The organism is Pseudomonas sp. SDO52101_S400 (assembly GCF_054071635.1).
The window spans coordinates 95,253-121,630 of record NZ_JBSVWF010000010.1 but is presented as its reverse complement, the minus strand read 5'-3'; the positions used below and the strand labels follow the sequence as shown (position 1 = coordinate 121,630).

The following is a 26,378-nucleotide window of genomic DNA, read 5'->3' as shown; positions in this document are numbered from 1 at the left end:
GAAGAGAGAGCACGACATGGGATTGTTTGATTACAAAAATGCCGACGGCAAAGCGTTGTACAGCGATGCCATCGCACTGACGCTGTATTCCTACACGCCAACCGGGCAGCCGTTGCCCGGCACCGGTTGGTCGCCACTGGGCGCCTCGGCCCTGGGTTATCAAGGAAAGACTGACGCGAAAGGCACGTTCTTCGGCGAGAAGGACGGCTTCACCAGCGCCGAGGCGGAAGTGCTCGGCAAGTACGACGCAGCAGGCAAGTTGATCGGTATCGGCGTAGCCTTTCGCGGCACCGGCGGGCTGAGTTACAGCGACACCTTCGGCGACATGAAAAACAACCTGCTGGCCGCCATAGGGCCGGTGGATTACGCCAAGAACTATGCGAAGAACGCCTTCGACAACCTGCTCAAGTCCGTCGCCGCGTTTGCCTCGGCTCATGGCATCGCTGCCAAGGACGTGCTGATCAGCGGCCACAGCCTCGGCGGGCTCGGAGTCAACAGCGTGGCGGAACTGAGCGCGAGCGATTGGGGCGGGTTCTTCAAGGACGCCAACTACATTTCGTTCGCCTCGCCGACCCAGAGCAGCACCGGCACCAACGTGCTGAACATCGGCTTTGAAAACGATCCGGTGTTCCGCGTGCTTGACGGCACCACGTTCAGCATGGCGTCGATGGGCAAACACGACAAACCACACGACTCGACCACTGACAACATCGTCAACTTCAACGACAACTACGCGTCCACCTCGCAGAACCTGGTGCCGTTCAGTATCGTCAATCCGCTGAACTGGTCCGCCCACAGTTCGCTGGGGTATGCCGATGGCCTGAACCGGGTGATCGACTCGAAGTTCTACAACCTTACCAGCCAGGACTCGACCATCATCGTGTCCAACCTGGAAGCGTCCTCCCGGGGCAAGACCTGGGTCGAAGATCTGGGCCGCAGCGGCGAGCCGCACACCGGCAGCACCTTCATCATCGGCACCGACAGCAACGACTGGCTCAAGGGCGGGGCGGGCAACGACTTCCTCGAGGGCCGCGCCGGTGATGATCTGTTCCGCGATGACGGTGGCTTCAACATCCTGCTCGGTGGCCAGGGCCACAACACCTTCGATCTGCAGAAACCGTTGCAGAACTTCAGCTTCGCCAATGACGGTGACGGCACTCTGTACGTGCGTGACGCCTATGGCGGTATCAGCATGACCCGCGACATCGGCGCGCTGGTGAGCAAGGAATCGGGATCGTGGTGGAGCAGCAAGGAAATCACCTGGACCGTCACCGCCAAAGGCCTGGCCAATGGCAGTGAGCTGACCCAGTACAACCATTCGCTCAATGGCGGTGCTCTCGGCGACACGCTGAAAGCCACCGCTGACGGCGACTGGCTCTTCGGTCTGGGCGGCGACGATCACCTGTTCAGCGACAAGGCCCACGTAACCTTCGTCGGCGGCGCCGGCAATGACGTGATGAATGCGGTGGGTGGCAACAACACCTTCCTGTTCAGCGGCGCCTTCGGTTTCGATGCGATCAATGGCTACCAGGGCAGCGACAAACTGGTGTTCATGGGCGTCCAGGGCGCAGGGCAGGGCTACGACTACAAGCAACACGCTTCGCAGTCGGGCGCCGATACCGTGCTGAAGATTGGCGACTATGCCGTGACCCTGATCGGGGTGGGTGTGGCTAACCTGTCGGATTCGAGTTTCGTGTTCGCCTAGTAAACCTTGTGGGAGCGAGCAGGCTCGCTCCCACATTGTGAATGTGCAGTAAATGCTCCGGAGCGTCTCGGGAGGGTCGTTCTGGTTGTGAGCTATCTCTGAATAATTCCAACAAAGAGAGAGGCAACAGCAATGGGTGTGTATGACTACAAGAACTTCAGCTCAGCGGATTCCAAGGCCTTGTTCAGCGATGCCATGGCCATCACGTTGTACTCCTATCACAACCTCGACAACGGTTTCGCGGTCGGGTATCAGCACAACGGTTTCGGCCTCGGCCTGCCGGCCACGCTGGTTTCGGCGCTGATCGGCGGCACGGATTCGCAAGGGGTGATTCCCGGACTGCCGTGGAATCCCGACTCGGAAAAACTCGCCCTCGACGCCGTAAAAAAGGCTGGCTGGACGCCTATCACCGCCTCGCAGCTGGGTTATGACGGCAAGACCGACGCTCGCGGAACGTTCTTCGGCGAGAAGGCCGGTTACACCAGCGCGCAGGTGGAAATCCTCGGCAAATACGACGCCCAGGGTCATCTCACTGAAATCGGCATCGCCTTTCGCGGCACCAGTGGCCCGCGGGAAATCCAGATCAGCGACTCCATCGGCGATGTCATCAATGACCTGCTCGCCGCGTTCGGTCCAAAGGATTACGCCAAGAACTACGTCGGCGAAGCTTTCGGCAACCTGATGAACGATGTGGTGGCGTTCGCCAGGGCCAACGGCCTCACCGGCAAGGACGTGCTGGTCAGCGGCCACAGCCTTGGCGGGCTGGCGGTCAACAGCATGGCGGACCTGAGCAGCAGCAAGTGGGGCGGGTTCTTCCAGGACTCCAACTATATCGCCTACGCTTCTCCGACCCAGAGCAGCACCGATAAAGTGCTCAACGTCGGCTACGAGAACGACCCGGTCTTCCGCGCCCTCGACGGCTCGACCTTCACCGCGGCCTCGGTCGGCGTACACGACGCGTCGAAAGTGTCGGCAACCGACAACATCGTCAGCTTCAACGACCACTACGCCTCTAACGTGTGGAACGTGTTGCCGTTCTCGATCCTCAACGTGCCGACCTGGATTTCTCACTTGCCTACCGCCTACGGCGACGGCATGAACCGGGTGATCGAGTCGAAGTTCTACGACCTCACCAGCCGTGACTCGACGATCATCGTCGCCAACCTGTCGGACCCGGCGCGGGCCAACACCTGGGTGCAGGACCTGAACCGTAACGCCGAGCCCCACAAGGGCAGCACATTCATCATTGGCAGCGACGGCAACGATCTGATCCAGGGCGGCAGCGCTAATGACTATCTTGAAGGTCGTGCTGGCAACGATACGTTCCGCGACAGTGGCGGCTACAACGTCATTCTCGGCGGTGCCGGCAACAACACCCTCGACCTGCAGCAGTCGGTGAACAAGTTCGACTTCGCCAACGACGGCGCCGGCAACCTGTACATCCGCGATGCCAACGGCGGGATCAGCATCACCCGCGACATCGGCAGCATTGTCACCAAGGAGCCGGGCTTCCTCTGGGGCCTGTTCAAGGACGACGTGACCCACAGCGTCACGGCCGATGGCCTGAAAGTCGGCAACAACGTCACCCAGTACGAGTCGAGCGTGAAGGGCACCAGCGGCGTCGACACCCTCAAGGCCCACGCCAGTGGTGACTGGCTGTTCGGCCTGGACGGCAACGATCACCTGGTCGGTGGCGTGGGCAATGATGTGTTCGTCGGCGGTGCCGGCAATGACCTGATGGAGTCGGGTGGCGGGGCGGATACGTTCCTGTTCAACGGCGCGTTCGGCCAGGACCGGGTGGTGGGTTATACCGCCAACGACAAACTGGTGTTCCTCGGCGTGCAGGGTGTGTTGCCCGGCGATGACTTCCGCGCCCACGCCACGTCGGTGGGGCAGGATACGGTGCTCAAGTTTGGCGGTGATTCAGTGACGCTGGTCGGGGTTTCGCTGAGCAGTCTCAGTGCCGACGGGATCGTGATCGCCTGATAGTGAATTGTGGAGAGGGAATTTTTCCCTCTCCATATCAAAAGTGACTCATTGGCCACTACCTGACTCAAAACCCTGCAAAAACAGGAAATGCGGACTAAAGCCAATGACGGTGCAGTCGTCATGTATAGGCAAGCCGCCAATGAGTACAGGAGATTCAAACGTGAAAGGTTTCAAGGGGTATATCGGTATCGTCGGGTTGGCGCTGCTTTCGGCCAACACCTGGGCCGATCTGCCTCACAGCTCGATTCTGAGCCGCTACGGCGTCAGTACCGATGAATTGCCAAAGCCGGTCGAAAGCGATGAAGTCAAACCCGTTGAAGAGAAAAGCCGCTTTCATATCCAGCCCGAACAACCGTTCGTGACCGTACGCATCGGCGAAAACAATGAGCCCGAAATGACCGGCAACCTGAGCATCGACCGCATGGCGCAACAGGAGCGTCAACGTTGCCAGCGCTTGCAGGAAGAAATGGTCCGGCGCGGTGAACGCGCGTTGAACTGCGACGGCTCCCTTCCGGGCATGGCGTTACCCCGCTAAAAATGCAAAAAAGGCTGCGCTCCAACAGGATTGCAGCCTTTTTTAGGGGGTAACCGTCAGTCTTCCTTGCGCACCGTCGCCACTTCGTCGGACTTCACGCGGATCTTGGCGCCGGAAATGTCCCGAAACTCATAGAAGCCATCTTCGGACTTGGTCTTGGGCATGTCCTGGGTCAAATACTGCGTGCCGTTCTGCAAGGTGACCACCGTTGGAGTAGAGCAGCCGGCCATTGCCAACAACGCGACGGTCGCCAACGGCAAACACACTGTCTTGAAATTCATACTCACCATTCCTCACTCAATTTGACCGATGCCGGTCTTCTAACGCGGTTGGTGCCAAATAGCCCGCAAAAGTTCGATGGACTGGCGAAAAAACCTCGATCGCAGATGCCATTGATCCTTTTCCGTTTGCACCCGGCGGGGCGGAACTGGTATCTGTACGCATAACCAGTACTCGCTTGCCATGGCCCTTTATCACCGTGACTTCCAACCCCCTCGACGATCCGTTCTATTACCTCAACAACTTCCGGCAAGTGCTTGACTGGCTTGAGCTTCGTTATGCCGATGTGATGAGCGAAGCGGAACATGCCTTCATTCGCGACTTCAAGTCGCTGCCTCGCGGGTCGCAGGGTTTGCTGGTGCGGATGGTGATGCGCAAGGGCGTGCATTTTCGGGCGGGCAAGCTCAATTATCCGGAAATCGGCGACATTGCCCTGGCCGCGCAGCCGCTGCTCGATCATGGCTGGCTGGATGAGCAGGCGCTGCTGTCGATGCCGGAGTTGTTCGATCTGTTGCTGAAGGCCGAAGTCCTGCAAGCCTTCGGCCCGGCTATCGACGAACCCAAGGGCCGGAAAGTCGACTGGCTGCCGATCCTGCATGAAGAGTTTCCCGAACCTCGGTGCTGGAGCGACTGGTGCCCGGCGATCACTGATCGGCTGTTCAGTCTGACGCTGATGGATCTGTGCGACCGGTTTCGCCTGATGTTCTTCGGCAATCTGTATCAGGACTGGTCGGAGTTCGTCCTCGCCGATCTCGGGATCTTCACCTACGAAAAAGTCGAATTCAGCACGGACTCCCGAGGCCTGCGCAACCGGGCAGACGTCGATGCCTGTCTGTTTCTGCACGATTGTCAGCAACGTTTCGAAGCGGGCGAGGCGCTGGAGCCGATTGCCGAAGAGCTGAGCGTTTTGCAGTTCGACAATCCATGGTTGCAACGGCGGCTGGGCAAATTGCTGTTCCAGATCGCCCAGCACTGCGAACGCATCGCGGAATTCGCCCTTGCCCTGAGCCTTTATCGCGGCTGTGCCTATCCCGGCGCGCGGTTGCGGATGATTCGGGTGCTGGAACGCTGTGGCGAATATGCCCTGGCGCTGGAGTTGGGCACGCTGGCCGAACAGGCGCCGGAAAGCGCCGCCGAGCAACAGGGCCTGCAACGGGCGCTGCCACGTCTGCGGCGCAAACTCGGTGGGCCGGCGCTCAAACGCCTTACGCCAAGACCGCTGGAACGCCTGGATCTGCACCTGCCTCGGCTCGAGCCGACGCTGTCGGTGGAGTATCACGTGCAGGCGCACCTGCATGAAGACGCAGGCCCGGTGCATTACGTCGAGAACAGCCTGATCAACTCGTTGTTCGGTCTGTTGTGCTGGCCGGCGATTTTCGCGCCGTTGCCGGGCGCGTTCTTCAACCCGTTCCAGCGCGGGCCGGCGGACTTGCTCCATGAGGATTTCCAGGGACGTCGGGCCGGGTTGTTCGAGGCTTGCCTGGCCGAACTGGACGACGGCCGTTATGCCGACACCATCCGCAGCCGATTTGTCGGCAAGTGGGGCATTCAGTCGCCCTTCGTGTTCTGGGGCGCACTCAATGAAGAATTATTGGAGCAGGCGCTGACCTGCCTGCCGGCCGAACACCTCAAGCACTGGTTCAATCGCCTGTTGCTGGACATCAAGGCCAACCGCGCCGGCATGCCGGACCTGATCCAGTTCTGGCCGCAGCACAAGACCTACCGGATGATTGAAGTCAAAGGCCCCGGCGATCGCCTGCAGGACAACCAACTGCGCTGGCTGGACTTCTGTCATACGCATCAGATGCCGGTGGCCGTGTGTTACGTGCAATGGGCGGAGCAGGGCGCTTGAGCTACAGCATTGCGGTGCGGGCGCTGTGCGAATTCACCGCCAAGTGCGGCGACCTCGACCTGCGCTTCACACCGTCACCCACCGCCCTGGAGGGTATCGCCGGTCACCGCACTGTTGCGTCCCGACGCAGCGACACCTATCAGAGCGAAGTGGCGCTGGAAGGCGAATTCCGCACGTTGACGGTCAAGGGCAGGGCGGACGGCTACGATCCGGCGCAGAACTGCCTGGAAGAAGTCAAAACCTACCGTGGCGACCTGAGCAAACAACCGGCCAATCACCGAGCGCTGCACTGGGCGCAGGCAAAGATCTACGGCTGGCTGATGTGCTGCCGACTGCAGCTTGAGCAGATCAATCTGGCGCTGGTGTACTTCGACATCGTCAGTGAAAAGGAAACCTGTCTGGTCGAGGCTTTCAGCGCCGAGGCGCTGCGCGAGTTTTTCGAACAACGGTGCGGCTTGTTCCTGGCATGGGCCGAGCAGGAAATGGCCCACCGTGAAGCCCGCAACCACGCGGCGCAGCACCTGAGCTTTCCCCATGACAGCTTCCGCCCCGGTCAGCGTCATCTCGCAGAGTCGGTATTCAAGGCCGTCAGCACCGGCCGCTGCCTGATGGCCCAGGCGCCCACCGGCATCGGCAAGACCCTCGGTACTCTGTTCCCGATGCTCAAGGCGCTGGCGCCGCAGCAACTGGACAAGGTGTATTTCCTCACTGCCAAGACCCCGGGACGCAAACTGGCACTGGACGCCGCTCAAGTGTTGTTTGATCGCAGCGAAACCCTGCCACTGCGGGTGCTGGAGATGGTCGCCCGGGACAAGGCTTGCGAGCATCCCGACAAGGCTTGTCATGGTGAGTCCTGCCCGTTGGCCCAGGGTTTTTACGACCGGTTGCCGGCAGCACGTGAAGCCGCCAGTCGATTGCAATTGATGGATCAGGCGGCGATCCGCGATGTCGCCGCACAACACTCGGTGTGCCCGTATTACCTGAGCCAGGAAATGGCGCGCTGGGCCGATGTGGTGGTGGCGGACTACAACTATTACTTCGATTTCAGCGCGCTGCTGTTCGGCCTGGCCCAGCTCAATCAATGGAAGGTCGCTGTGCTGGTGGACGAGGCACACAACCTGGTCGAGCGCGGGCGGCAAATGTACAGCGCCACCCTCGATCAGGCGATCTTCAATGGTGTGCGCAAAACCGCGCCCGAAGCCTTGAAAAAGCCCTTGCAGCGGGTCAACCGTGAATGGAATGCCCTGCACAACGCGCAACTGGCGCCGTATCAGGCCTACGACAAGGCGCCGGAAAAACTGCTTCAGGCGATCACTTCGTGCAGCGCAAGCATCGGCGATTACCTCAACGATCACCCCCAAGGGCTGGACAGCGGCTTGCAGAATGTCTACTTCGAGATGCTGCAATTCGGCCGGGTTGCGGAGTTGTTCGACGCGCATTACCTGTTCGACATCAGCAAGCGCGACCTCGACCGCAAACGCCCGTTGTCGCAGCTGTGCCTGCGCAACGTAGTGCCGGCGGCGCTGCTCGGCCCGCGTCTGAAAGCGGCACGCAGTTGCGTGCTGTTCTCCGCGACCCTGAGCCCGCGTCACTATTACGCCGACTTGCTCGGCACCCCGGCCGACACGGTGTGGATCGACGTTGAATCGCCCTTCAGCCCTGAACAATTGCAGGTACGGATCATCAGCCGGATCTCCACCCGGTTCACCCATCGTCAGGCCTCGCTGGAGCCGATTGTCGAACTGATCACCCGCCAGTTCGGCGAGCGCCCCGGCAACTATCTGGCGTTCTTCAGCAGCTTCGACTACCTGCAACAGGTCGCACAATTGCTTGCCGAACGGCACCCGCACATCGCGCTCTGGCTGCAATCGCGGGGCATGGCCGAAGGGCAGCGACAGGCGTTTCTCGATCAGTTCACGGCGCACAGTCAGGGCATCGGGTTCGCCGTGCTCGGCGGCGCATTCGGCGAAGGCATCGATTTGCCCGGCGCCCGGCTGATCGGTGCCTTCGTCACCACGTTGGGTCTGGCGCAGCTCAATCCGGTCAATGAGCAGATGAAACGGCGCATGGCGGCAATCTTCGGTGCCGGCTACGACTACACCTACCTGTTCCCCGGCGTGCAGAAAGTGGTGCAGGCCGCCGGGCGGGTCATCCGTACCCAACAGGACCGAGGCGTGGTCATGCTGATCGACGACCGTTTCGCCGAGAGCCGCATCAAACAGCTGTTGCCGCGCTGGTGGCAGCTCGATCATGAAGACGCAGCTTTCCAATCCGCCGGTTTGACGCATACTCCTGTTATTGAAAATCTGCTTTGAGCCAAGCCTGATGAGCGAGAACAAGAAGTCCGCTGCGATCGAAGAAATGCGCTTTCGCCTGCTGATTGATGCCGTGGTCGATTACGCGATCTACATGATCGACCCCGACGGCATCATCACCAGCTGGAACTCCGGGGCCAAACGCTTCAAGGGTTATGAGGAAGCCGAGATTCTCGGCGAACATTTTTCCCGGTTCTACACCGACGAAGACCGCGCCGTCGGCATGCCGCAACGTGCACTGGATACGGCGATCCGCGAAGGCCGCTTCGAAGGCGAAGGCTGGCGGGTGCGCAAGGACGGCACGCACTTCTGGTGCCACGTGGTGATCGACCCGATTTTCAGCCCGAGCGGGCAATTGCTCGGGTTTGCCAAGATCACCCGCGACCTGACCGACCGCAAGATGGCCGAGGAAACCCTCAAGCAGAGCGAACAGCAGTTCCGCCTGCTGGTGCAGGGCGTCACCGACTACGCGATCTACATGCTCAGCCCGGAAGGCCGCGTGACCAACTGGAACCCCGGCGCGCAGCGGATCAAGGGCTATGCGCCGGACGAAGTCATCGGCAAGCATTTCTCGATGTTCTATACCCCGGAAGACCGTGAGACAGGGGAGCCGCAACGCGCGCTGGAAACGGCTGTGCGCGAAGGACGCTTCGAGAACAAGAGCTGGCGCCTGCGCAAGGACGGCACGCGGTTTCTGGCGCATGTGGTGGTCGATGCGATTCGTGGCGAAACCGGCACGCTGCTCGGTTTTGCCAAGATCACCCGGGACGTTACTGAAGCCCATCAGGCACAGCAAGCACTGGAGCAGACCCGCGAGGCGCTGTTCCAGGCGCAGAAGATGCAGGCCATCGGCCAACTCAGCGGCGGTATCGCCCATGATTTCAACAATCTGCTGACGGTGATCCTCGGCAACCTGGAGATCTTGCGCAAACGTGTCGGCGACGACCCAAAGGTCAGCCGTCTGCTGGAAAACGCCACCCAGGGCGCATTGCGTGGCGTGTCACTGACCCAGCGCATGCTGGCCTTTGCCCGACGCCAGGAGCTCAAGACCGAACCCGTGGACATTCCGAAACTGGTGCAAGGCATCACCGGCCTGCTGCGCAGTTCACTGGGGCCGGGGATTCGTATCGAAACGCAGTTTCCCGATGATCTTGAAGCGGTGCTGGCCGATACCAACCAGCTTGAACTGGCGGTGCTCAATCTGGCCACCAACGCGCGGGATGCGATGCCGGAGGGCGGCAGCGTGGTCATCGGCGCGCAGCCGCAAGTGGTTCAGGAACAGAGCCAGTCGAGCCTGGCCGCGGGGCGCTATGTCTGCCTGAGCGTGACCGATAACGGCGAAGGCATGGACGACGAGACACGGGCCTCGGCGACCGATCCGTTCTTCACCACCAAAGGGCTGGGCAAGGGCACGGGACTTGGGCTGTCGATGGTGCACGGATTCATCGAACAGTTGGGTGGTCGTTTCATTCTTAAAAGCGTGAAGGGGCAGGGGACTTGCGCAGAACTCTGGCTGCCGGTTACCGCCAACGGGACGATGACCGATCCTCCGATCCCACGGCCGTCGACAGCGTCGGTGCCGCGACTCAGCGTTCTGGTGGTGGACGATGACAGTCTGGTGCTGACCAGCACCAGTCTCCTGCTGGATGATCTAGGGCACCGCGTCATCAGCGCGACATCCGGTGCTCAGGCACTGAAGCTGTTCGACCAGGGTGAAGTCATCGACTTGATGATCACCGACATGGCCATGCCTCAGATGAGTGGTGCGCAACTGGCGCATGCCGTGCGCCTGCTCAAACCGGACCTGCCGATCATCCTGGCCACCGGTTACGCCGAGCGCATCGAAGGATTTGCAGCTGGATTGCCACGCCTGTCGAAACCGTTCAATCAGATGAATCTGGTGGAGATCATCGCCCAGTCGATGAAATGACAAAAAGAAGCCCGGCCATGAAGGCCGGGCTTCTTTTTTGCGTCGGTGTCAGGCCTTGCGTTCGGCCAGACTGCGCGCCATCCGAGCAATGCCTTCCTCAAGCAGCGAGCGCGGGCAACCGAAGTTCAGGCGCACGAATTGCTGGCTGTGGTCACCGAAATCCAGTCCCGGGCTGAGCCCGACGCGGGCCTGTTCGAGGAAGAACTGCTGCGGATTGTCCAGCCCAAGCGCCGAGCAATCGAGCCACGCCAGGTAAGTGCCCTGTGGCACGTTGATCTTCACGCCCGGCAAACGGCTGCGAACCGCTTCGACCAGATAATCGCGGTTGGCTTGCAGGTATTGCTTGAGTTCCTTCAGCCACGGGCCGGCTTCGCTGTAGGCCACGCGAGTGGCCTCCATGCCCAGCGGATTGACGCTGTCGACCATGCCGCAACGGGCGTGATTGACCCGTTCGCGCAGGGCAGTGTCCTGAATGATCATGAATGAGGTTTTGAGGCCGGCAATGTTGTAGGCCTTGCTCGCCGACATCAGGGTGATGGTGCGCCGGGCGATTTCCGGGCTCAGGGACGCGGTCGGAATGTGCACGCGACCGTCGTAGCACAGCTCGGCGTGGATTTCGTCGGAGATGATCCAGGCGTCCTGCGCCATGCAGATGTCCGCCACCGCTTGCAGTTCTTCACGGCCGAAGACCTTGCCGATCGGGTTGTGCGGGTTGCTCAGCAGCAGGGCGCCGCCACCGGTCAGGGACTCACGCAACGCTTCCAGCGGCGTTGCGTAGGTGCCGTCGGCCTGGGCGTTGAATTCCAGTTCGACCTTGTTCAGGCCCCAATGACCCGGCGCGTGCCGCAGAGGCGGGTAGTTCGGGGTTTGCACCACGACGTTCTGCTGCGGTTGCACCAGCGCCTTGAGCGCCATGTTGAAACCCGATTCGACGCCCGGCAGGAAGATCAGCTCCTGCGGCTTGACCCGCCAGGCGAATTTGTTCCAGAGGTCGGCGACGATGGCCTCGCGCAGGTTGTCCTGAGCGACGCTGTAGCCGACCAACGGGTGCAGCAGACGCTGTTGCAGTGCCTCGATGACCACCGGCGGTGCCGCGAAATCCATGTCAGCGACCCACATCGGCAACACGTCGGCCGAGTAGCGGCTCCACTTGGTGCTGCCGGTGTCGTGGCGGTCGAATACCTGATCAAAATCGAAAGTCATGCGCGGTCTCTGAAGGCGGAGATGGGTCGTGCCCGCGATGATAAACCTCCATCCCCTGTGGGCGCGAACTTGTGACCGATGAATGGCCGACGGTCGGTTTTCACACTGGGTTGCGAGGTGTTGTCTAGAGTTAGGGGATCGGCAGTTCCCCTGCCGCAACCGTGATTGTCCAGAAAAAACCCGGCATCAGTACCGGGTTCCACCTGATCAGGAGTGCACGATGGATCTCAGCCGTCGTCAGTTCTTCAAGGTCGCCGGTATCGGCCTTGCAGGCTCTAGCCTGGGCGCGTTGGGCATGGCCCCGACGCTCGCCTTCGCCGAGCAGGTGCGCCACTTCAAGCTTGCCCACACCCATGAAACCCGCAACACCTGCCCGTATTGCTCGGTCGGTTGCGGCTTGATCATGTACAGCCAGGGCGATGCCGCGAAGAACGTTGCGCAAAACATCATCCATATCGAGGGCGACGCCGACCATCCGGTCAATCGCGGCACCCTGTGCCCGAAAGGCGCCGGCCTGCTGGACTTCATTCACAGCCCCGGCCGCTTGCAGTACCCGCAGGTGCGCAAGCCCGGCAGCAGCGAATGGACCCGGATCACCTGGGACGAAGCCCTCGACCGCGTCGCGGACCTGATGAAGGCCGACCGCGACGCCAATTTCGTCGAGAAGAACGCCCAGGGGCAAACGGTGAATCGCTGGTTGACCACCGGGTTCCTCGCAGCGTCGGCGGCGTCCAACGAAGCGGGCTACATCACCCACAAGGTGGTTCGCAGTCTCGGCATGCTGGGGTTCGATAACCAGGCGCGTGTCTGACACGGCCCGACGGTGGCAAGTCTTGCCCCGACGTACGGCCGTGGAGCCATGACCAACACCTGGACCGATATCGCCAACGCGAATCTGATCCTGGTGATGGGCGGCAACTCCGCTGAAGCGCATCCGTGCGGCTTCAAATGGGTCACCGAAGCCAAGGCGCAAAACGCCGCGCGGCTGATTGTGGTCGACCCCAGGTTTACCCGGACCGCGTCCGTGGCCGATTACTACGCGCCGATTCGCACCGGCAGCGACATCGCGTTCATGGGCGGGCTGATCAATTACCTGCTGACCGAAGACAAGATCCAGCACGAGTACGTGCGCAACTACACCGACGTGTCGTTCATCGTCAAAGCCGGATTCGGCTTCGAGGACGGACTGTTCACCGGTTACGACGCGGCCAAGCGCAGCTATACCGACAAATCCAGCTGGGGTTACGAACTGGGCGAGGACGGCTTTGCCAAAGTCGATCCGACGCTGCAGGACCCGCGCTGCGTCTATCAGCTGATGAAGCAGCATTACAGCCGCTACAACATCGACCTGGCGAGCCAGATCTGCGGCATGCCGGTCGACGCGATGAAGAAAATCTGGGAGGAAATCGCCACTTGCTCGACGCCGGGCAAGACCATGACCATTCTCTACGCGCTGGGCTGGACCCAGCACTCGATCGGCTCGCAGATCATCCGTAGCGCAGCGATGGTGCAGTTGTTGCTGGGCAACGTCGGCATGCCCGGTGGCGGGGTCAACGCCTTGCGCGGGCACTCGAACATTCAGGGTCTTACCGATCTTGGTCTGTTGTCCAACTCGTTGCCGGGTTACTTGACGCTGCCGACCGACGCCGAACAGGACTACAGCGCCTACATCAAGAAACGCACGCAATTGCCGCTGCGGCCGGGGCAGTTGTCCTACTGGCAGAACTACAGCAAGTTCCACGTCAGCCTGATGAAAGCCTGGTACGGCGCCAACGCGACTGCCGAAAACCAGTGGGCCTACGATTACCTGCCGAAACTCGACATCCCCAACTACGACATCCTCAAGGTGTTCGACCTGATGGGGCAGGGCAAGGTCAACGGCTACATGTGCCAAGGCTTCAACCCGATTGCCGCGCTGCCGGACAAGAACCGGGTGATGGCCGCACTGGCCAAACTGAAATGGCTGGTGGTGATGGACCCTCTGGCCACCGAAACCTCGCAGTTCTGGGAGAACGTCGGGCCGTATAACGATGTGAAAAGCGCCGACATCCAGACCGAAGTCATTCGCCTGCCGACCACCTGTTTTGCCGAAGAGGACGGTTCGCTGGTCAATAGCAGCCGCTGGCTGCAATGGCACTGGAAAGGCGCCGATGGTCCGGGCGAGTCACGCACCGACGTGCGGATCATGACCGAGCTGTTCATGCGCCTGCGTCAGCGTTATCAGACCGAGGGCGGGGCTTATCCCGATCCGATCCTCAAACTCTCCTGGCCGTACAAGGTTCCCGAAGAGCCGTCGCCGGAAGAAATCGCCAAGGAGGTCAATGGCTACGCCACCACTGATTTCACTGACGCCACCGGCGCGGTGATCAAGGGCAACTCGCAACTGGCTGCATTTGCTCAGCTCAAGGATGACGGCAGCACCGCATCCGGCTGCTGGATCTTCTGCGGCAGCTGGACCGAGGCCGGCAACCAGATGGCCCGGCGCGACAATTCCGATCCTTATGGCATGCATCAGCATCAGGGCTGGGCGTGGGCCTGGCCGGCCAACCGGCGGATTCTCTACAACCGCGCCTCGGCGGACGTTTCGGGCAAACCGTGGGACCCGAAAAAACGCCTCGTGTGGTGGAACGGCAAGGCCTGGGGCGGCACCGACGTGCCGGACTACAAGGCCGACGTGCCGCCGGAAGCCGGGATGAACCCGTTCATCATGAACCCCGAAGGCGTGGCGCGGTTCTTCGCCGTCGACAAGATGAACGAAGGACCATTCCCCGAGCACTACGAGCCGTTCGAAACGCCGATCGGTATCAACCCGTTACACCCGGACAACAAGAAAGCCACCAGCAACCCGGCGGCACGGATCTTCGATTCGGTATGGGACAGCCTCGGCGTGGCCAAGGATTACCCGTACGCCGCCACCAGTTATCGGCTGACCGAGCATTTCCACTTCTGGAGCAAGCACTGCCGTCTGAATGCGATTGCCCAACCGGAGCAGTTCGTGGAAATCGGCGAAGTGCTGGCCAAAGAGAAGGGCATCGTTGCCGGCGACCGGGTGCGAGTGAGCTGCAAGCGCGGGTTCATTGAAGCGGTGGCAGTGGTGACCAAAAGGATCCGGCCGTTGCAGGTCAACAACCAGGTGGTTCACCAGATCGGCATCCCGCTGCACTGGGGTTTCACCGGCCTGACGCGCCACGGTTACCTGACCAACACCCTGGTGCCGTTCCTCGGGGATGGCAATACACAGACCCCGGAATCCAAGTCATTCCTGGTCAACGTGGAGAAACTATAAATGGCCAGCCAAGACATCATTGCCCGCTCGGCCACTACGACACCGGCCCCCTCGGTGCGCAATCAGGAGGAAGTCGCCAAGCTGATCGACACCACCAAGTGCATCGGCTGCAAGGCCTGCCAGGTCGCGTGCTCGGAATGGAACGAGTTGCGCGACGAGGTCGGCCACAATCACGGCACCTACGACAACCCGCAGGATCTGAGCGCAGAGTCATGGACCTTGATGCGCTTCACCGAGCATGAAACCGACGCCGGCAACCTCGAATGGCTGATCCGCAAGGACGGCTGCATGCACTGCGCCGAGCCCGGTTGCCTGGCGGCATGCCCGAGTCCCGGGGCGATCATCAAGCACGCCAATGGCATCGTCGATTTCGATCAGGATCACTGCATCGGTTGCGGTTATTGCATCACCGGGTGTCCATTCAACATCCCGCGCATTTCGCAGAAGGACCACAAGGCCTACAAATGCACGCTGTGTTCAGACCGGGTGGCCGTGGGGCTGGAGCCGGCCTGCGTGAAAACCTGCCCGACCGGGGCGATTGTCTTCGGCTCGAAAGAAGACATGAAGACCCACGCAGCCGAACGCATCGTTGACCTCAAGAGCCGTGGTTTCGACAACGCCGGGCTCTACGACCCCGAAGGCGTCGGCGGCACCCACGTCATGTACGTGCTGCACCATGCCGACACGCCGAAGATCTACGCCGGCTTGCCGGACAATCCGGCAATCAGTCCTTTGGTCAGTCTGTGGAAAGGCATCAGCAAACCATTGGGGCTGTTGGCCATGGGCGCGGCGGTGCTGGCCGGGTTCTTCCATTACGTGCGGATCGGCCCGAATCGCACCGAGGAGGATGACCATCCCGAGCCGCCCGACACGTCGGTGCACGTTGTCGACCCGGCGGTGCACACCTTCGATCCACGCGGGGAGGACCGGCCATGAGCAACAAGACGATCCTGCGCTACACCGCCAACCAGCGCACCAACCACTGGCTGGTGGCGATTCTGTTCTTTATGGCGGGGCTTTCGGGACTGGCACTGTTTCATCCTTCGATGTTCTGGCTGACCAACCTGTTCGGTGGCGGGCCGTGGACGCGGATTCTGCATCCGTTCATGGGCGTGCTGATGTTCGTGTTCTTCCTTGGTCTGGTGTTCCGTTTCTGGCGCTCCAACTTCTTTATCGACAACGACTGGAAATGGCTGCGGCGTATCGACCGGGTGCTGGTCAACGACGAGGAAACCGTGCCGCCGGTGGGCAAGTACAACGCCGGGCAGAAGATGCTGTTCTGGACTTTACTGCTGTGCATGCTCGGGTTGTTGTTCACCGGATTGGTGATCTGGCGCGCGTATTTCAGTCATTACTTCGGCATCAGCACAATTCGCTGGGCGATGTTGCTGCACGCGCTGGCCGGGTTTGTGCTGATTCTGAGCATCATCGTGCACATCTATGCCGGTATCTGGATCAAGGGCTCGGTGGACGCAATGCTGCATGGCTGGGTCAGCCGGGCCTGGGCGAAGAAACATCATTCACTCTGGTATCGCGAGGTGGTTTCCAAGGAAACACCGGAGCGACCGGTCACCAAAAAGGGCTGACATTTGCCAACCATTCTTGAACCCGGGGAAATCGAAGCGGCGGCCAGTGCGCCGCCGTTTCTGCATTTGCCGCCGCACAACATGTTCAGTCTGCGCGCCGAGCGTCTTGAACATTTGGCCGACGGGCATCCGCTGGCCGATTATCTGCGGCTGATCGCCGGATTGTGTCGCGTGCAACAGCAGATCCTCGACGATCCGCCCTCGACCGGGCCGATCGATGAGCAACGGATTGAGGTCTGCCGGCAACACGGCATGCCGCCATTCGCCGCCGACACCTTGATTCGTGAGGACGGCTGGCGGGCGTATCTCGATGCCTTGCTGCAACGCTACGGTGTACCGGAACAATCCGCCGTCGCCGAAGCGCTGACAACGTTGCGACTTGCCAGCACCGGTCAGTTGCGGGCCTGGGCCGTGGCGCTGGTCAGCGGCCAATATTCGCTGGTGCCGGCGGCGCTGGTGCCATTTCTCGGCGCGGCGCTGCAAACGGCCTGGAGCCATTGGCTGCTCAGCGCACCGCACCTGCAGCTGGCGCCCGGCAACAGCCTCGGCCAGTGCCCGGCCTGTGGTTCGCCGGCGATGGCCGGCGTGATCCGTCACCGTGGCAAGCACAACGGCTTGCGTTATCTGGTGTGTTCGCTTTGTGCCTGCGAATGGCATGTGGTCCGGGTCAAATGCGTGTACTGCGAGCAGAGCAAAGGGCTTGAGTACTTGAGCCTGGAAGACGATCGCCACGCCGCCAATCAGGCGCCGCTGCGGGCCGAGGTCTGCCCGAGTTGCAACAGCTATCTGAAATTGCTGTATCTGGAAAACGACGGGGAGGGCGAGGCGCTCTCGGCGGATCTGAGCAGTCTGCTGCTGGACATGCGCCTGGCTCAGGACGGCTATCAGCGGCTGGCACCGAATCTGTTGCTGGCACCCGGAGACGAATGAACCCAGCGTCTACACTCTGGCGCAAAGGCCTTTTTCCGGAGTGTCCGATGCCTGCCAGCGTTGCCCAGCGTTTACCTTCCATCGACAGTCTGTTGCGTCACAACGCCTTTCAACCCGTGGCCGAGCGGCACGGGCGCGAGGCGCTGCTGGCGGCTTTGCGTCAGTTGCTCGACGACTTGCGCGATTCGGTCGTGGCGGGGCAATTGTCCGCCGTTGAAATAAGTCCTGAAGCGCTGGCCGGCAGAGTCGCCGAACGTCTTTCGATACAGCAGCGCAGTCAGGTGCGGCGGGTGTTCAACCTGACGGGCACCGTGTTGCATACCAATCTGGGCCGTGCACTGTTGCCGGAAGAAGCCATCGACGCCGTGCAACTGGCGGCCCGTTATCCGCTGAATCTGGAGTTCGACCTGGCCAGCGGCAAGCGCGGTGACCGTGATGACCTGATCGAAGGCCTGATCCGCGAGCTGACCGGCGCCGAAGCCGTCACCGTGGTCAACAACAATGCCGCCGCCGTGCTGCTGACTCTCAACAGCCTCGGCGCACGCAAGGAAGGCATCATCTCTCGCGGTGAGCTGATCGAAATCGGCGGCGCCTTCCGCATTCCCGACATCATGGCCCGCGCCGGGGTGCGCCTGCATGAAGTCGGCACCACCAATCGCACCCATGCCCGCGACTACGAAGCGGCGATCAGCCCACGCAGTGGCCTTGTCATGCGCGTGCATGCCAGCAACTACAGCATCGAAGGATTTACCGCTCGCGTCCCAACGGCCGAACTGGCTGATCTGGCCCATCGTCATGGCTTGCCACTGCTCGAAGACCTTGGCAGCGGCAGTCTTCTGGACCTGACCCGCTGGGGACTGCCAGCGGAACCGACGGTGCGTCAGGCCTTGCTCGATGGCGCGGACATTGTCACCTTCAGCGGCGACAAACTGCTCGGAGGGCCACAGGCCGGGGTGATTGTCGGGCGCAAGGACTTGATCGCGAAGATCAAGAAGAACCCGCTGAAACGCGCGTTGCGTGTCGACAAGATGACGCTGGCCGCGCTGGAAGCGGTGCTCGGGCTCTATCGCGATCCGGATCGCCTGGCCGAGCGGTTGCCGACCTTGCGCCTGCTGACCCGCCCGCAAGATGACATTCTGGCTCAGGCTGAACGCCTGCAACCTTTGTTGGCCAGGGTTCTCGGTGAAGGCTGGACAGTTACTGCCGTCACTGCGCTGGGCATGATCGGCAGCGGCAGCCAACCGGTGGCGCGTCTGCCGAGTGCCGCGTTGTGCGTTCGACCGCAGGTTTCGAAACGCCTGCGTGGGCGCTCTCTGTTGAATCTGCAGACCGCGTTGCGCGAGTTACCGATACCGGTACTCGGTCGGATCGACGATGACGCGCTGTGGCTGGATCTGCGGCAACTCGACGACGAACCGGCTTGGCTGGCGCAGCTCGGGCAGTTGCAGACATGATCGTCGGCACTGCCGGGCACATTGACCACGGCAAGACTTCGCTGCTTCAGGCCCTGACAGGACAGGCCGGCGACCGCCGCCCGCAGGAGCGCGAGCGGGGCATGACCATCGACCTGGGTTATCTCTACGCCGAGCTGGCGCCCGGAGCAGGGCTGACCGGGTTCATCGATGTGCCGGGGCACGAGAAATTCACCCACAACATGCTAGCCGGCGCCCAAGGCATCGATCTGGTGTTGCTGGTGGTGGCGGCGGATGACGGCGTGATGCCGCAGACCCGTGAGCATCTGGCGATTGTCGAGTTGCTGGGGATTCCACGGGGTCTGGTGGCGATCACCAAGTGTGATCGGGTCGAGGCGGGCAGGGTGCAGGAGGTTCGCCGACAAATCGAAAGCCTGTTATCGCCCGGCCCGTTTGCCGGAGCGCCGATGCTGGCGGTTTCGAGTGTGACGGGAGAGGGCATTGATGAACTGCGCCAGGCATTGTTGCAGGCGCAAAGTGAAGTGTTGAAGCGTAGTCGCGAGGGTGGATTTCGTCTGGCCATCGACCGTGCATTCAACGTGGCCGGTGCCGGGATTGTCGTGACGGGCACGGCGCTGTCGGGAGTGGTCGCGGTGGGCGACAAACTGAGCCTCGGGCCGTCCGGCAAAACGGTACGGGTGAGGGGGCTGCACGCGCAGAATCAACCCGCAGAACTGGCGTTTGCCGGGCAACGTGTGGCCCTGAACATAAGCGCCGATCGCCTGGAACTCGGGCACATCCATCGCGGCCAGTGGCTACTCGCCGAAGCGCTGTTTGCGCCGACTCAACGTCTGGATATCGATTTCCAGTTGCTGCCCGATGAGACGCGCACCTTCGAACACTTTCAGCCCGTGCACCTGCACCTCGGCACGCAAGACGTAATTGCCCGTGTGGCGTTGCTCGAAGGCCCACGACTGCGTCCGGGCGAGCGCATGCTCGCGCAACTGCTGACCAATGTCCCGGTGCACGGCGTGAAGGGCGACCGACTGATCCTGCGCGATCCGAGTGCCCAGCGCACGCTCGGCGGCGGTCAATTGCTCGACCCTTTCGCCCCGGCCCGGCAACGGCGCAGCCCCGGGCGTCTGGCGCAATTGCGGGCGCTGGCGATCAGCTCAAACCTGGAGCAAGCGCTGCCAACGCTGCTGGAATACAGCGAAAGCGGCCTCGACCCGCAACGTCTGGAGCGTCACTTCAACCGTCCGCGTGAAGGCTGGTCCCTGCCGGACAACGTCCGTCTGATCGACACCCGTCAGGGGCAGAGGCTGTTCAATGCCCAGCGCTGGGGCATTCTGAAGTTCACGCTGCTGGAGCAACTGGCGCGTTTCCATGAGCTGGAGCCCGACCAGATGGGCCCTGATCGTGACCGTCTGCGGCGTTTCAGCGGTCTGAACATCGAGCACTCGACCTTCATCAGCCTGCTGGAAGAACTGCGCAGCGCCGGCTCGCTCACCGCCAGTGGCCCGTGGCTGCACTTGCCGGAACATCAGGTGCGGCTGAATGCTGACGACGAAACCCTGTGGCAAACATTGCAGCCGCTGTTCGAACAGGCCGGTTTCGACCCGCCATGGATACGCGACGTGGCCAAAACTGTGGGCCAGGACGACGCCACCGTCCGGCTGTTGCTGCGCAAACTGGCGCGGCTGGGCGTGATGCACCAAGTGGTGCGAGACCTGTTCTTCACCGACATCACCGTGCGGCAAATGGCGGCGGTGCTGCTGCGTCTGGGTGAAGAAAATCCGCCGATTCAAGTCACGGCGTTCCGCGATGCGCTAGGCTTGGGACGCAAGCGAAGTATCCAGATCCTCGAATACTTCGACCGCATCGGCCTGACCCGACGCCTAGGCACTGGCCGGCAAATTCGCTTCGACAACGCGCTGGCCAACCCTGGCGCCGATTGAGTTCAAGGAAGGCAATCGCGCCCGGTGGCGCGGCCGGGCTTCAAACCCGGTTGGGGACGGCATCCGTTCCCGGGCAGGTTCGACTCCGGCTGCCTTCCGCCAATTAACTGTTCGAATCAAGCTCGATGGGTGCCATCAATAAGCCACTGTCGTAGAATCGCCCTTCTTTTCGCTTCAGGTTCGGATGGATCAATGCAAGGCAATCAGCAAGACATGGACGTACTTCGCGGATGGTGTGCTTTTGTCGAAGCTATTGGCCTGGCCAAGAGCCGGGTGAAGGAAACCGATGTTTATCAGGAGCAACACGTCAGGCTCTCTCCAGACAATGTCGAAGAGGACTCGACGGGATTCCGGTTTTCACTGTCTGCCGAGCAGACCCGGGTGCTCGCAGAACGCTATGTCAAAGAGAGCGAGGAGGGCACGACTCAGTCTGAAGCCCTGCAACTCGGCTTTCCGCTGCTGCGCGTGGTCGAGGGAAAACAGACATTCTTTGTTCCGCTGTTCCGTTACTCATTACCTGATAACTGGCATGCCCAGTCTGAATTAAGTCTGTGCGTCCCGGTCAAGCAAGGGATCGAAGTGGTCCCCGATATCGACGCGTTTCGGGCGTACCTCGACGTTGATATTCAGGAGTTGGGCGCCGAGCGTCACATGATGAGCCTGGCAGCTGCCTGCACAGGAAAACAGGGAGAAACCTTCGTCGCGGTGTTCCGCACGTTCCTGGCCTGGATCAATCATCGCCTTGCCGGGTTGAAGGCCATCCGCAACGATATTGCCGATGTGCACCTGGAAAAAGCCATTACCGCGCTGATCTGCCCGCCAGTGATCAGCGACTTCAACTCTCGCGAGCAACTCAAGGATTACAAGGTCCTGCTTCAACGCCCCGACCTGAAAACCTCACCGCTATTGCAGCGCTACATATTGCAACGTTCACTCGGCAACCCTGCGCCACGCAATCAATACTCACGTTTTCCGTATGGCCTGTTCGAGAGCAAATACCCTCTGGGCAGGGGGCAGATGCAAACGTTGACCCAGGTTGCCAGCGGCGTACCGCTGGTCGCAGTGCAAGGGGCGCCAGGCACAGGCAAAACGACCTTGTTCAAATCGTTGATCGCCAGCCGGATCGTCGAAAGGGCATTGGCGTGTATCGCCGGGGAAGACCGAAACCTCGGCGTAGTCGTGACTTCGACAGCCAAAAAAGCGGTGGAGAACGTCATTGACGATTTGCGTGACGACCCTTGCCTGAAAGATTTCAAGTGGTTCTATTTCCTGTGCGGGGACAAGGCACAGGTCACCTCTGAAATCGATCGGGTGCACGTGCTTTTACGCCAACTCGACGAGCAATCCTACGACAAGGAAAAGCAGAAAAGTCTGGCGGACCGGATCGTCGCGATCCAGCAAACGATTGATGGTTTTCACGTGAAGTTCCTGCGATTGCTTGCAGCTTTCGGGGAGGCCCGCTCAGCCTTTTCGGAACTTTCGCCCGAAAGCTTTCGCGAGCGACTGGACGCATTGATGCGTAGCGTGCGCGAAAGCAGCAAGGCGTTGGGTTTGATCGACCATCAGGAGTCGTCGCTGGATTACCGAGTTTTAACCAGCCACTGCAACGGCGCACTGGAGGCGCTGGCTGTCGATAAAGTCAGATACACGCGAGCCAAAGATCACTTGTCCCGCAGCTACGCCAAACTCATTGATGCTCCATTTGAGGAGACGGCCTATCAGCCATGGCTCGAGAGCAAACTCAGTGAAACACTTCACCACCATTTTGCCGACTACCCGAGAGGCTTCATGGCATCGCTGCGAGCGTGGATGTCTCGCCGCAAATATGCCCGTGCGCTCGATCACCTGAAGAAGAATTGCCCAGAGGACATGACGGCCTATGGCATCGACGGCCTCGATCATGCACACCTGGCAGAACTGGCGCGCAATCGGGGTGACGTCTTCAGCGCCGGTAATGCTGAGCAAGTATTTCAAACCTTGAGGCAGGGGCCGCCCGAACCCGCGAGGGAGACCTCGCTCAAGCTGCTGGCCAAGGCCATTGCCGAGGTCATACAACGCTCCAGCGAGTGGCATCGTTACGAGGCGGCCCGTGACAGCTTTTACGCTGAGTTTCCGGAAGGCGACTGGATCGAAGTGTTGCGACTGCGCTTCATCACACAACAGCGCTCGCTGTTCGAAGACGCCATTGACTTTCTCTGGCAGGAGCTGCTTCGGCAGAAAGAGGCACTGGGGCAGGTGTTGCCGCTCTGGTGCAATATGCTCGACGGCCAGACCGACAGAGGTTTTTACAAATGGAAGGACAAGCTGCAAGAGTTCTATCGGTTGATCAGCCTTGCTTATCCGGTCATGGCCTCGACGCTGGCATCGGTGCAGAAACTGCCCGGATACAAACTCGCTGACCTCAACGGGTTCACTCCCTACGCACTGAGTCTGGTGGATGAGGCGGGTATGGTTTCCGCGGAGTCGCTGGTGCCATTACTGGCGCGAAGCGAAAGAAGCATCGTCGTGGGCGACCCGCTGCAGATCGAGCCGATACGCACGCTGGGCTCGGCCATGGCCGGCAAACTCAAGGACCAATACTTCGTCGACAATACCCTGTATGAAGCGGTGTCACCGATGCTCGTGACCGCTTACCATCGTGCTGCCGGGACCTTGTCCGGTGCAGTCGACGATATGGGCGATGGCATTGTTCTCGATGAGCATCGGCGTTGCCGACCGGCCATCGCCGAGTTGTTCATGCAAATTGCCGGCTATCGCGGAGTTCAGGTGTGCACGCAGCCTGCAGAACCACGAATCCAGGCGGCATCCGACAACATGGGCGGCTTCAATCTGATGTTCTATGGCGTTGAAGGTCGCAAAGGCCCGATGCCCAATACCAATCAGGATGAAGTCGAGGCAATCGGGCTGTTGCTGGACAAGCTGGAAGGCGCAGGCTATGACCTCACCCGAGACGTTGGCATCATCACTCCGTACTCGAACCAGAAGAACCTGTTGATCAAGGCCTATGGCGAGCGACTCGCCCAGCGCAAGGCGCTGAAAATCGGTTCGGTCCACCAGTTTCAGGGGGTGGGTTTCGAGGTGATCATTTACTCTCCGGTGATTTTTCAACGGACCGATCGCGATCAGTTCCAGAATGGCAAGCCCAACCTGTTGAACGTCGCCGTATCGCGAGCCAAGCAACAGTTCATCGTTGTCGGTAACCAGCATCGCTTGTTAAGCGCCGGCAAATCACTGGAAAAAATGGCGCGTGCCTGTTCTGCCTCGTTTTTCGTCAGCATGGAGCATCAAAGCCCGTCCTTTACCGGCGTCGCGCCGGGTGGCATCCGGCACTATTTCGATTGCGAGCACATCCAGGCATTCGAATCGCTTGTAACGTCCAGTCAGCGCTCTTTCGTTGCGGTGGTGCCGTGGATTCGCCAGGGCATCAGTCCGAACCACCCACCGCTCAAGCTGCTGCAAGCGGCGCAGCAGCGTGGTGTTGAAGTGAAGGTCTATTACGGGCATGACCATATCGAGCATCCCAATGCCGATGACGGTGAAATCGGCTTGATCAAAGCCTATCGAAACAAGCTCGGCGCCGAGAACGTCATCCGCCTTCCCGAAGGTACGCACGAGAAAATCCTGATGGTGGATGATCAGCTCGCGATGGTTGGAAGCTGGAACTGGCTTTCGCACAGTTATTACCGTTACTGCGAAATCTCGACGGGCAAGCCGTTGGCATTGCGCAGGGAAACAAGTGTCGAGCTGCGGGATCCTGCGCTGATCAATCAATTGAAGTCACGCATTGCAAGCCGTAACGAGGGGCTATCGCCGTTGCGCTGATCAGAACCCAAGCGGGTACTGAATCACCACGTAGATCCGGTCAATGTCATCACCCGCCTGGGCGCTGTTGGCCCGGTGCGAGACGTGGGACAGCTGCACCGAAAGATCCTTGGCGGTGCCGGACTGGACGATGTAGCGCAGATCGATGTCGCGTTCCCAGTGTTTGCCGCCATCTCCTTGTTGCGGCTGGTATTGACCGCTGTCCGCGTCGAACGGGTTGTAGGCGCCGCCCTTGGGGGCATGGGTGCCGTCGATCTGGCTGCCGGAGACGTAGCGGGTCATGAATTTGAGGCCGGGAATGCCGAACGTTACGAAATCGAGGTCATAGCGGGCTTGCCATGAGCGTTCGTGGGCGCCGTTGAAGTCGGCGTATTTGATCGAGTTGGCCAGGTAAATCGAGTCGCCACCGACGAAATCGAACGGCGTATCACCGTTGATGCGTTGCCAGCCGAGCATCACCGCGTGGGCGCCAAAGGTGTATTTGCCCGAGAGGCTGAACGCGGTGTTATCGATTTCCCCGGCCAGGGCCTGCCCGGTATCGCGGGTGTGGTAGACGTTGGCGTCGAGCAGCACGCCGGACTGTTTGAAATGCAGGTTGGCGTAGTACTGGTGCCAGGTTTCGCTGAGGTCTGAGGCGTACAGCGCACCACCGACCGGGTTGTCAGTGAACAGGTCAGCGCCGATGAAGCTGATCCCGCCGGCCCTGGTACTGGCGCCGTAGCCCTGAAAATCGCCTTTACCTGAAGAACTGTCCTGGTTCTTGAACGCGGTGAAATGCCCGGCCACCAGATTTACGTTGTCGACTTCGCGGCTATTGAGCAGCAATCCGGTGGCGTATTCCGGTTGCAGGCGTTTGTCCGAGGTGTCGAACACCGGCGTCTCGACGGTCATTTCGCCGAAGGCGAGGGTGGTGCGCGAGGCCTTCAATTTCAGGGCGCCGCCTGCGCTGGAGTAGTCGCTTTCGCTGCGACCGTCACTGTCCACCGGCAACAGACCGGTGCCCGAATGTCCCCGACCGCCGTCCAGTTTTAGGCCATAAAAGGCATGCGCATCAAGGCCGAAACCGATCGTTCCATCGGTGAAACCGGATGCGAAAGTGCCGATAAACCCCTGAGCCCATTCCTGTTTGTAGTTCTTGCCGCTGGGCGAGGGCGAGCGATAGTCGTTGCTCAGGAAGAAATTGCGGCTGAGCAGGTCGGATTTGGCCTCTTCAAAAAATCTACTACCGGAAGCCGCCTCAGTCGTCGCGCAAAATACTGCGGCCAATGCGATACATAATGGTGGATAGCCCTTCATTTCTCAGCAACCAGCAATAGCGGGGAAGTACGTTGATAGTCACAAATCCAGGCATCCGTTGATTGCGCATATGTGCTGAGTTGCTTTGCATGATTGGCAATCATCCGCTTGATATCATCAAGCCATTAACGTTGAATGCAGGCACAATTTACATCTTGAGAATGGAATCGATGTCCTCGACAGGACATCACTACGAAAGGATCGCGAGATGAATCATGCTCGAAAAAAAAATCACAAATCGCAACTCACGCCTTTATTGCCGCGTCACGGCAATGACATC

The 26,378-nt window shown here is 60.5% G+C and carries 16 protein-coding genes and 1 tRNA gene; 14 read left to right on the top strand and 3 right to left on the bottom strand.

All coding sequences use genetic code 11. The features are described from left to right. The first annotated feature begins 16 nt into the window (after nt 1-16). The 3 genes from ACW9HX_RS07605 to ACW9HX_RS07595 all read left to right on the top strand — a co-directional run bounded on the left by ACW9HX_RS07605 (nt 17) and on the right by ACW9HX_RS07595 (nt 4,229). Nucleotides 17-1,705, top strand: coding sequence for a polyurethane esterase (locus ACW9HX_RS07605; RefSeq protein WP_457380119.1), 1,689 nt, complete (start codon nt 17-19; stop codon nt 1,703-1,705). Nucleotides 1,706-1,837: 132 nt separating this feature from the next. Then, nucleotides 1,838-3,691, top strand: a complete 1,854-nt coding sequence (locus ACW9HX_RS07600; protein ID WP_457380118.1) for a polyurethane esterase — start codon at nt 1,838-1,840, stop codon at nt 3,689-3,691. 163 nt (nt 3,692-3,854) lie between these two features. Further along, a complete protein-coding gene (locus ACW9HX_RS07595) occupies nt 3,855-4,229 on the top strand; it encodes a hypothetical protein (RefSeq protein ID WP_457380117.1) in 375 nt (124 codons plus the stop codon). 56 nt (nt 4,230-4,285) lie between these two features. Here the strand turns inward: ACW9HX_RS07595 and ACW9HX_RS07590 are convergent, their stop codons facing one another. Beyond that, a complete protein-coding gene (locus ACW9HX_RS07590) occupies nt 4,286-4,510 on the bottom strand; it encodes a YgdI/YgdR family lipoprotein (RefSeq protein ID WP_457380116.1) in 225 nt (74 codons plus the stop codon). Between the two features lie 197 nt (nt 4,511-4,707). Here ACW9HX_RS07590 and ACW9HX_RS07585 point away from each other — a divergent pair, with 197 nt between their 5' ends. From ACW9HX_RS07585 to ACW9HX_RS07575, 3 genes are read left to right on the top strand one after another with little or no spacing between them, the layout of a single operon-like run. After that, the gene (locus ACW9HX_RS07585; protein WP_457380115.1) at nt 4,708-6,360 is read left to right on the top strand and encodes a VRR-NUC domain-containing protein; all 1,653 of its coding nucleotides are present in this window, start codon (nt 4,708-4,710) and stop codon (nt 6,358-6,360) included. Further along, entirely contained in the window at nt 6,357-8,675 is a 2,319-nt protein-coding gene (locus ACW9HX_RS07580; RefSeq protein WP_457380114.1) for an ATP-dependent DNA helicase, read from the top strand. Before ACW9HX_RS07585 ends, ACW9HX_RS07580 begins: the two co-directional genes overlap by 4 nt. 10 nt (nt 8,676-8,685) lie before the next feature. Then, nucleotides 8,686-10,605: a PAS domain S-box protein gene (locus ACW9HX_RS07575; protein ID WP_457380113.1), complete on the top strand. Its 1,920-nt coding sequence runs from the start codon at nt 8,686-8,688 to the stop codon at nt 10,603-10,605. 48 nt (nt 10,606-10,653) lie between these two features. On the opposite strand, the gene ACW9HX_RS07570 is transcribed toward ACW9HX_RS07575, so the two are convergent. Further along, nucleotides 10,654-11,808: a MalY/PatB family protein gene (locus ACW9HX_RS07570; RefSeq protein WP_457380112.1), complete on the bottom strand. Its 1,155-nt coding sequence runs from the start codon at nt 11,806-11,808 to the stop codon at nt 10,654-10,656. 220 nt (nt 11,809-12,028) lie between these two features. On the opposite strand from ACW9HX_RS07570, the gene fdnG reads away from it, so the two are divergent. The 8 genes from fdnG (at nt 12,029) to ACW9HX_RS07530 (ending at nt 24,802) form a co-directional block, all read left to right on the top strand. Further along, a complete protein-coding gene (fdnG, locus tag ACW9HX_RS07565) occupies nt 12,029-15,094 on the top strand; it encodes a formate dehydrogenase-N subunit alpha (RefSeq protein ID WP_457380111.1) in 3,066 nt (1,021 codons plus the stop codon). Then, a complete protein-coding gene (gene fdxH / locus ACW9HX_RS07560) occupies nt 15,095-16,030 on the top strand; it encodes a formate dehydrogenase subunit beta (protein WP_457380110.1) in 936 nt (311 codons plus the stop codon). It begins immediately after the preceding gene. Next, a complete protein-coding gene (locus ACW9HX_RS07555; protein ID WP_457380109.1) occupies nt 16,027-16,680 on the top strand; it encodes a formate dehydrogenase subunit gamma in 654 nt (217 codons plus the stop codon). Before fdxH ends, ACW9HX_RS07555 begins: the two co-directional genes overlap by 4 nt. Nucleotides 16,681-16,683: 3 nt before the next feature. Next, nucleotides 16,684-17,610: a formate dehydrogenase accessory protein FdhE gene (gene fdhE / locus ACW9HX_RS07550; RefSeq protein WP_457380108.1), complete on the top strand. Its 927-nt coding sequence runs from the start codon at nt 16,684-16,686 to the stop codon at nt 17,608-17,610. Between the two features lie 47 nt (nt 17,611-17,657). Beyond that, nucleotides 17,658-19,064 (top strand): L-seryl-tRNA(Sec) selenium transferase, encoded by a 1,407-nt coding sequence (selA, locus tag ACW9HX_RS07545; protein WP_457380107.1) that lies wholly within the window; start codon nt 17,658-17,660, stop codon nt 19,062-19,064. Continuing rightward, nucleotides 19,061-20,980 (top strand): selenocysteine-specific translation elongation factor, encoded by a 1,920-nt coding sequence (selB, locus tag ACW9HX_RS07540; protein ID WP_457380106.1) that lies wholly within the window; start codon nt 19,061-19,063, stop codon nt 20,978-20,980. The genes selA and selB overlap by 4 nt, the downstream gene beginning before the upstream one ends. 6 nt (nt 20,981-20,986) lie before the next feature. After that, nucleotides 20,987-21,082: transfer RNA gene (locus ACW9HX_RS07535), tRNA-Sec, on the top strand. A 90-nt stretch (nt 21,083-21,172) separates the two neighbouring features. Continuing rightward, nucleotides 21,173-24,802, top strand: a complete 3,630-nt coding sequence (locus ACW9HX_RS07530) for an AAA domain-containing protein (protein ID WP_457380105.1) — start codon at nt 21,173-21,175, stop codon at nt 24,800-24,802. Here ACW9HX_RS07530 and ACW9HX_RS07525 read toward each other — a convergent pair whose 3' ends face one another. Further along, a complete protein-coding gene (locus tag ACW9HX_RS07525) occupies nt 24,803-26,098 on the bottom strand; it encodes an OprD family porin (RefSeq protein WP_457380104.1) in 1,296 nt (431 codons plus the stop codon). Between the last annotated feature and the right edge of the window lie 280 nt (nt 26,099-26,378).

Bases quoted from the DNA above. Each gene is read 5' to 3' on its own strand.
- ACW9HX_RS07605 (WP_457380119.1), top strand. From the start codon at position 17: ATGGGATTGTTTGATTACAAAAATGCCGACGGCAAAGCGTTGTACAGC.
- ACW9HX_RS07600 (WP_457380118.1), top strand. From the start codon at position 1,838: ATGGGTGTGTATGACTACAAGAACTTCAGCTCAGCGGATTCCAAGGCC.
- ACW9HX_RS07590 (WP_457380116.1), bottom strand. From the start codon at position 4,510: ATGAATTTCAAGACAGTGTGTTTGCCGTTGGCGACCGTCGCGTTGTTG.
- ACW9HX_RS07575 (WP_457380113.1), top strand. From the start codon at position 8,686: ATGAGCGAGAACAAGAAGTCCGCTGCGATCGAAGAAATGCGCTTTCGC.
- ACW9HX_RS07570 (WP_457380112.1), bottom strand. From the start codon at position 11,808: ATGACTTTCGATTTTGATCAGGTATTCGACCGCCACGACACCGGCAGC.
- fdxH (WP_457380110.1), top strand. From the start codon at position 15,095: ATGGCCAGCCAAGACATCATTGCCCGCTCGGCCACTACGACACCGGCC.
- ACW9HX_RS07555 (WP_457380109.1), top strand. From the start codon at position 16,027: ATGAGCAACAAGACGATCCTGCGCTACACCGCCAACCAGCGCACCAAC.
- selA (WP_457380107.1), top strand. From the start codon at position 17,658: ATGCCTGCCAGCGTTGCCCAGCGTTTACCTTCCATCGACAGTCTGTTG.
- selB (WP_457380106.1), top strand. From the start codon at position 19,061: ATGATCGTCGGCACTGCCGGGCACATTGACCACGGCAAGACTTCGCTG.
- ACW9HX_RS07530 (WP_457380105.1), top strand. From the start codon at position 21,173: ATGCAAGGCAATCAGCAAGACATGGACGTACTTCGCGGATGGTGTGCT.
- ACW9HX_RS07525 (WP_457380104.1), bottom strand. From the start codon at position 26,098: ATGAAGGGCTATCCACCATTATGTATCGCATTGGCCGCAGTATTTTGC.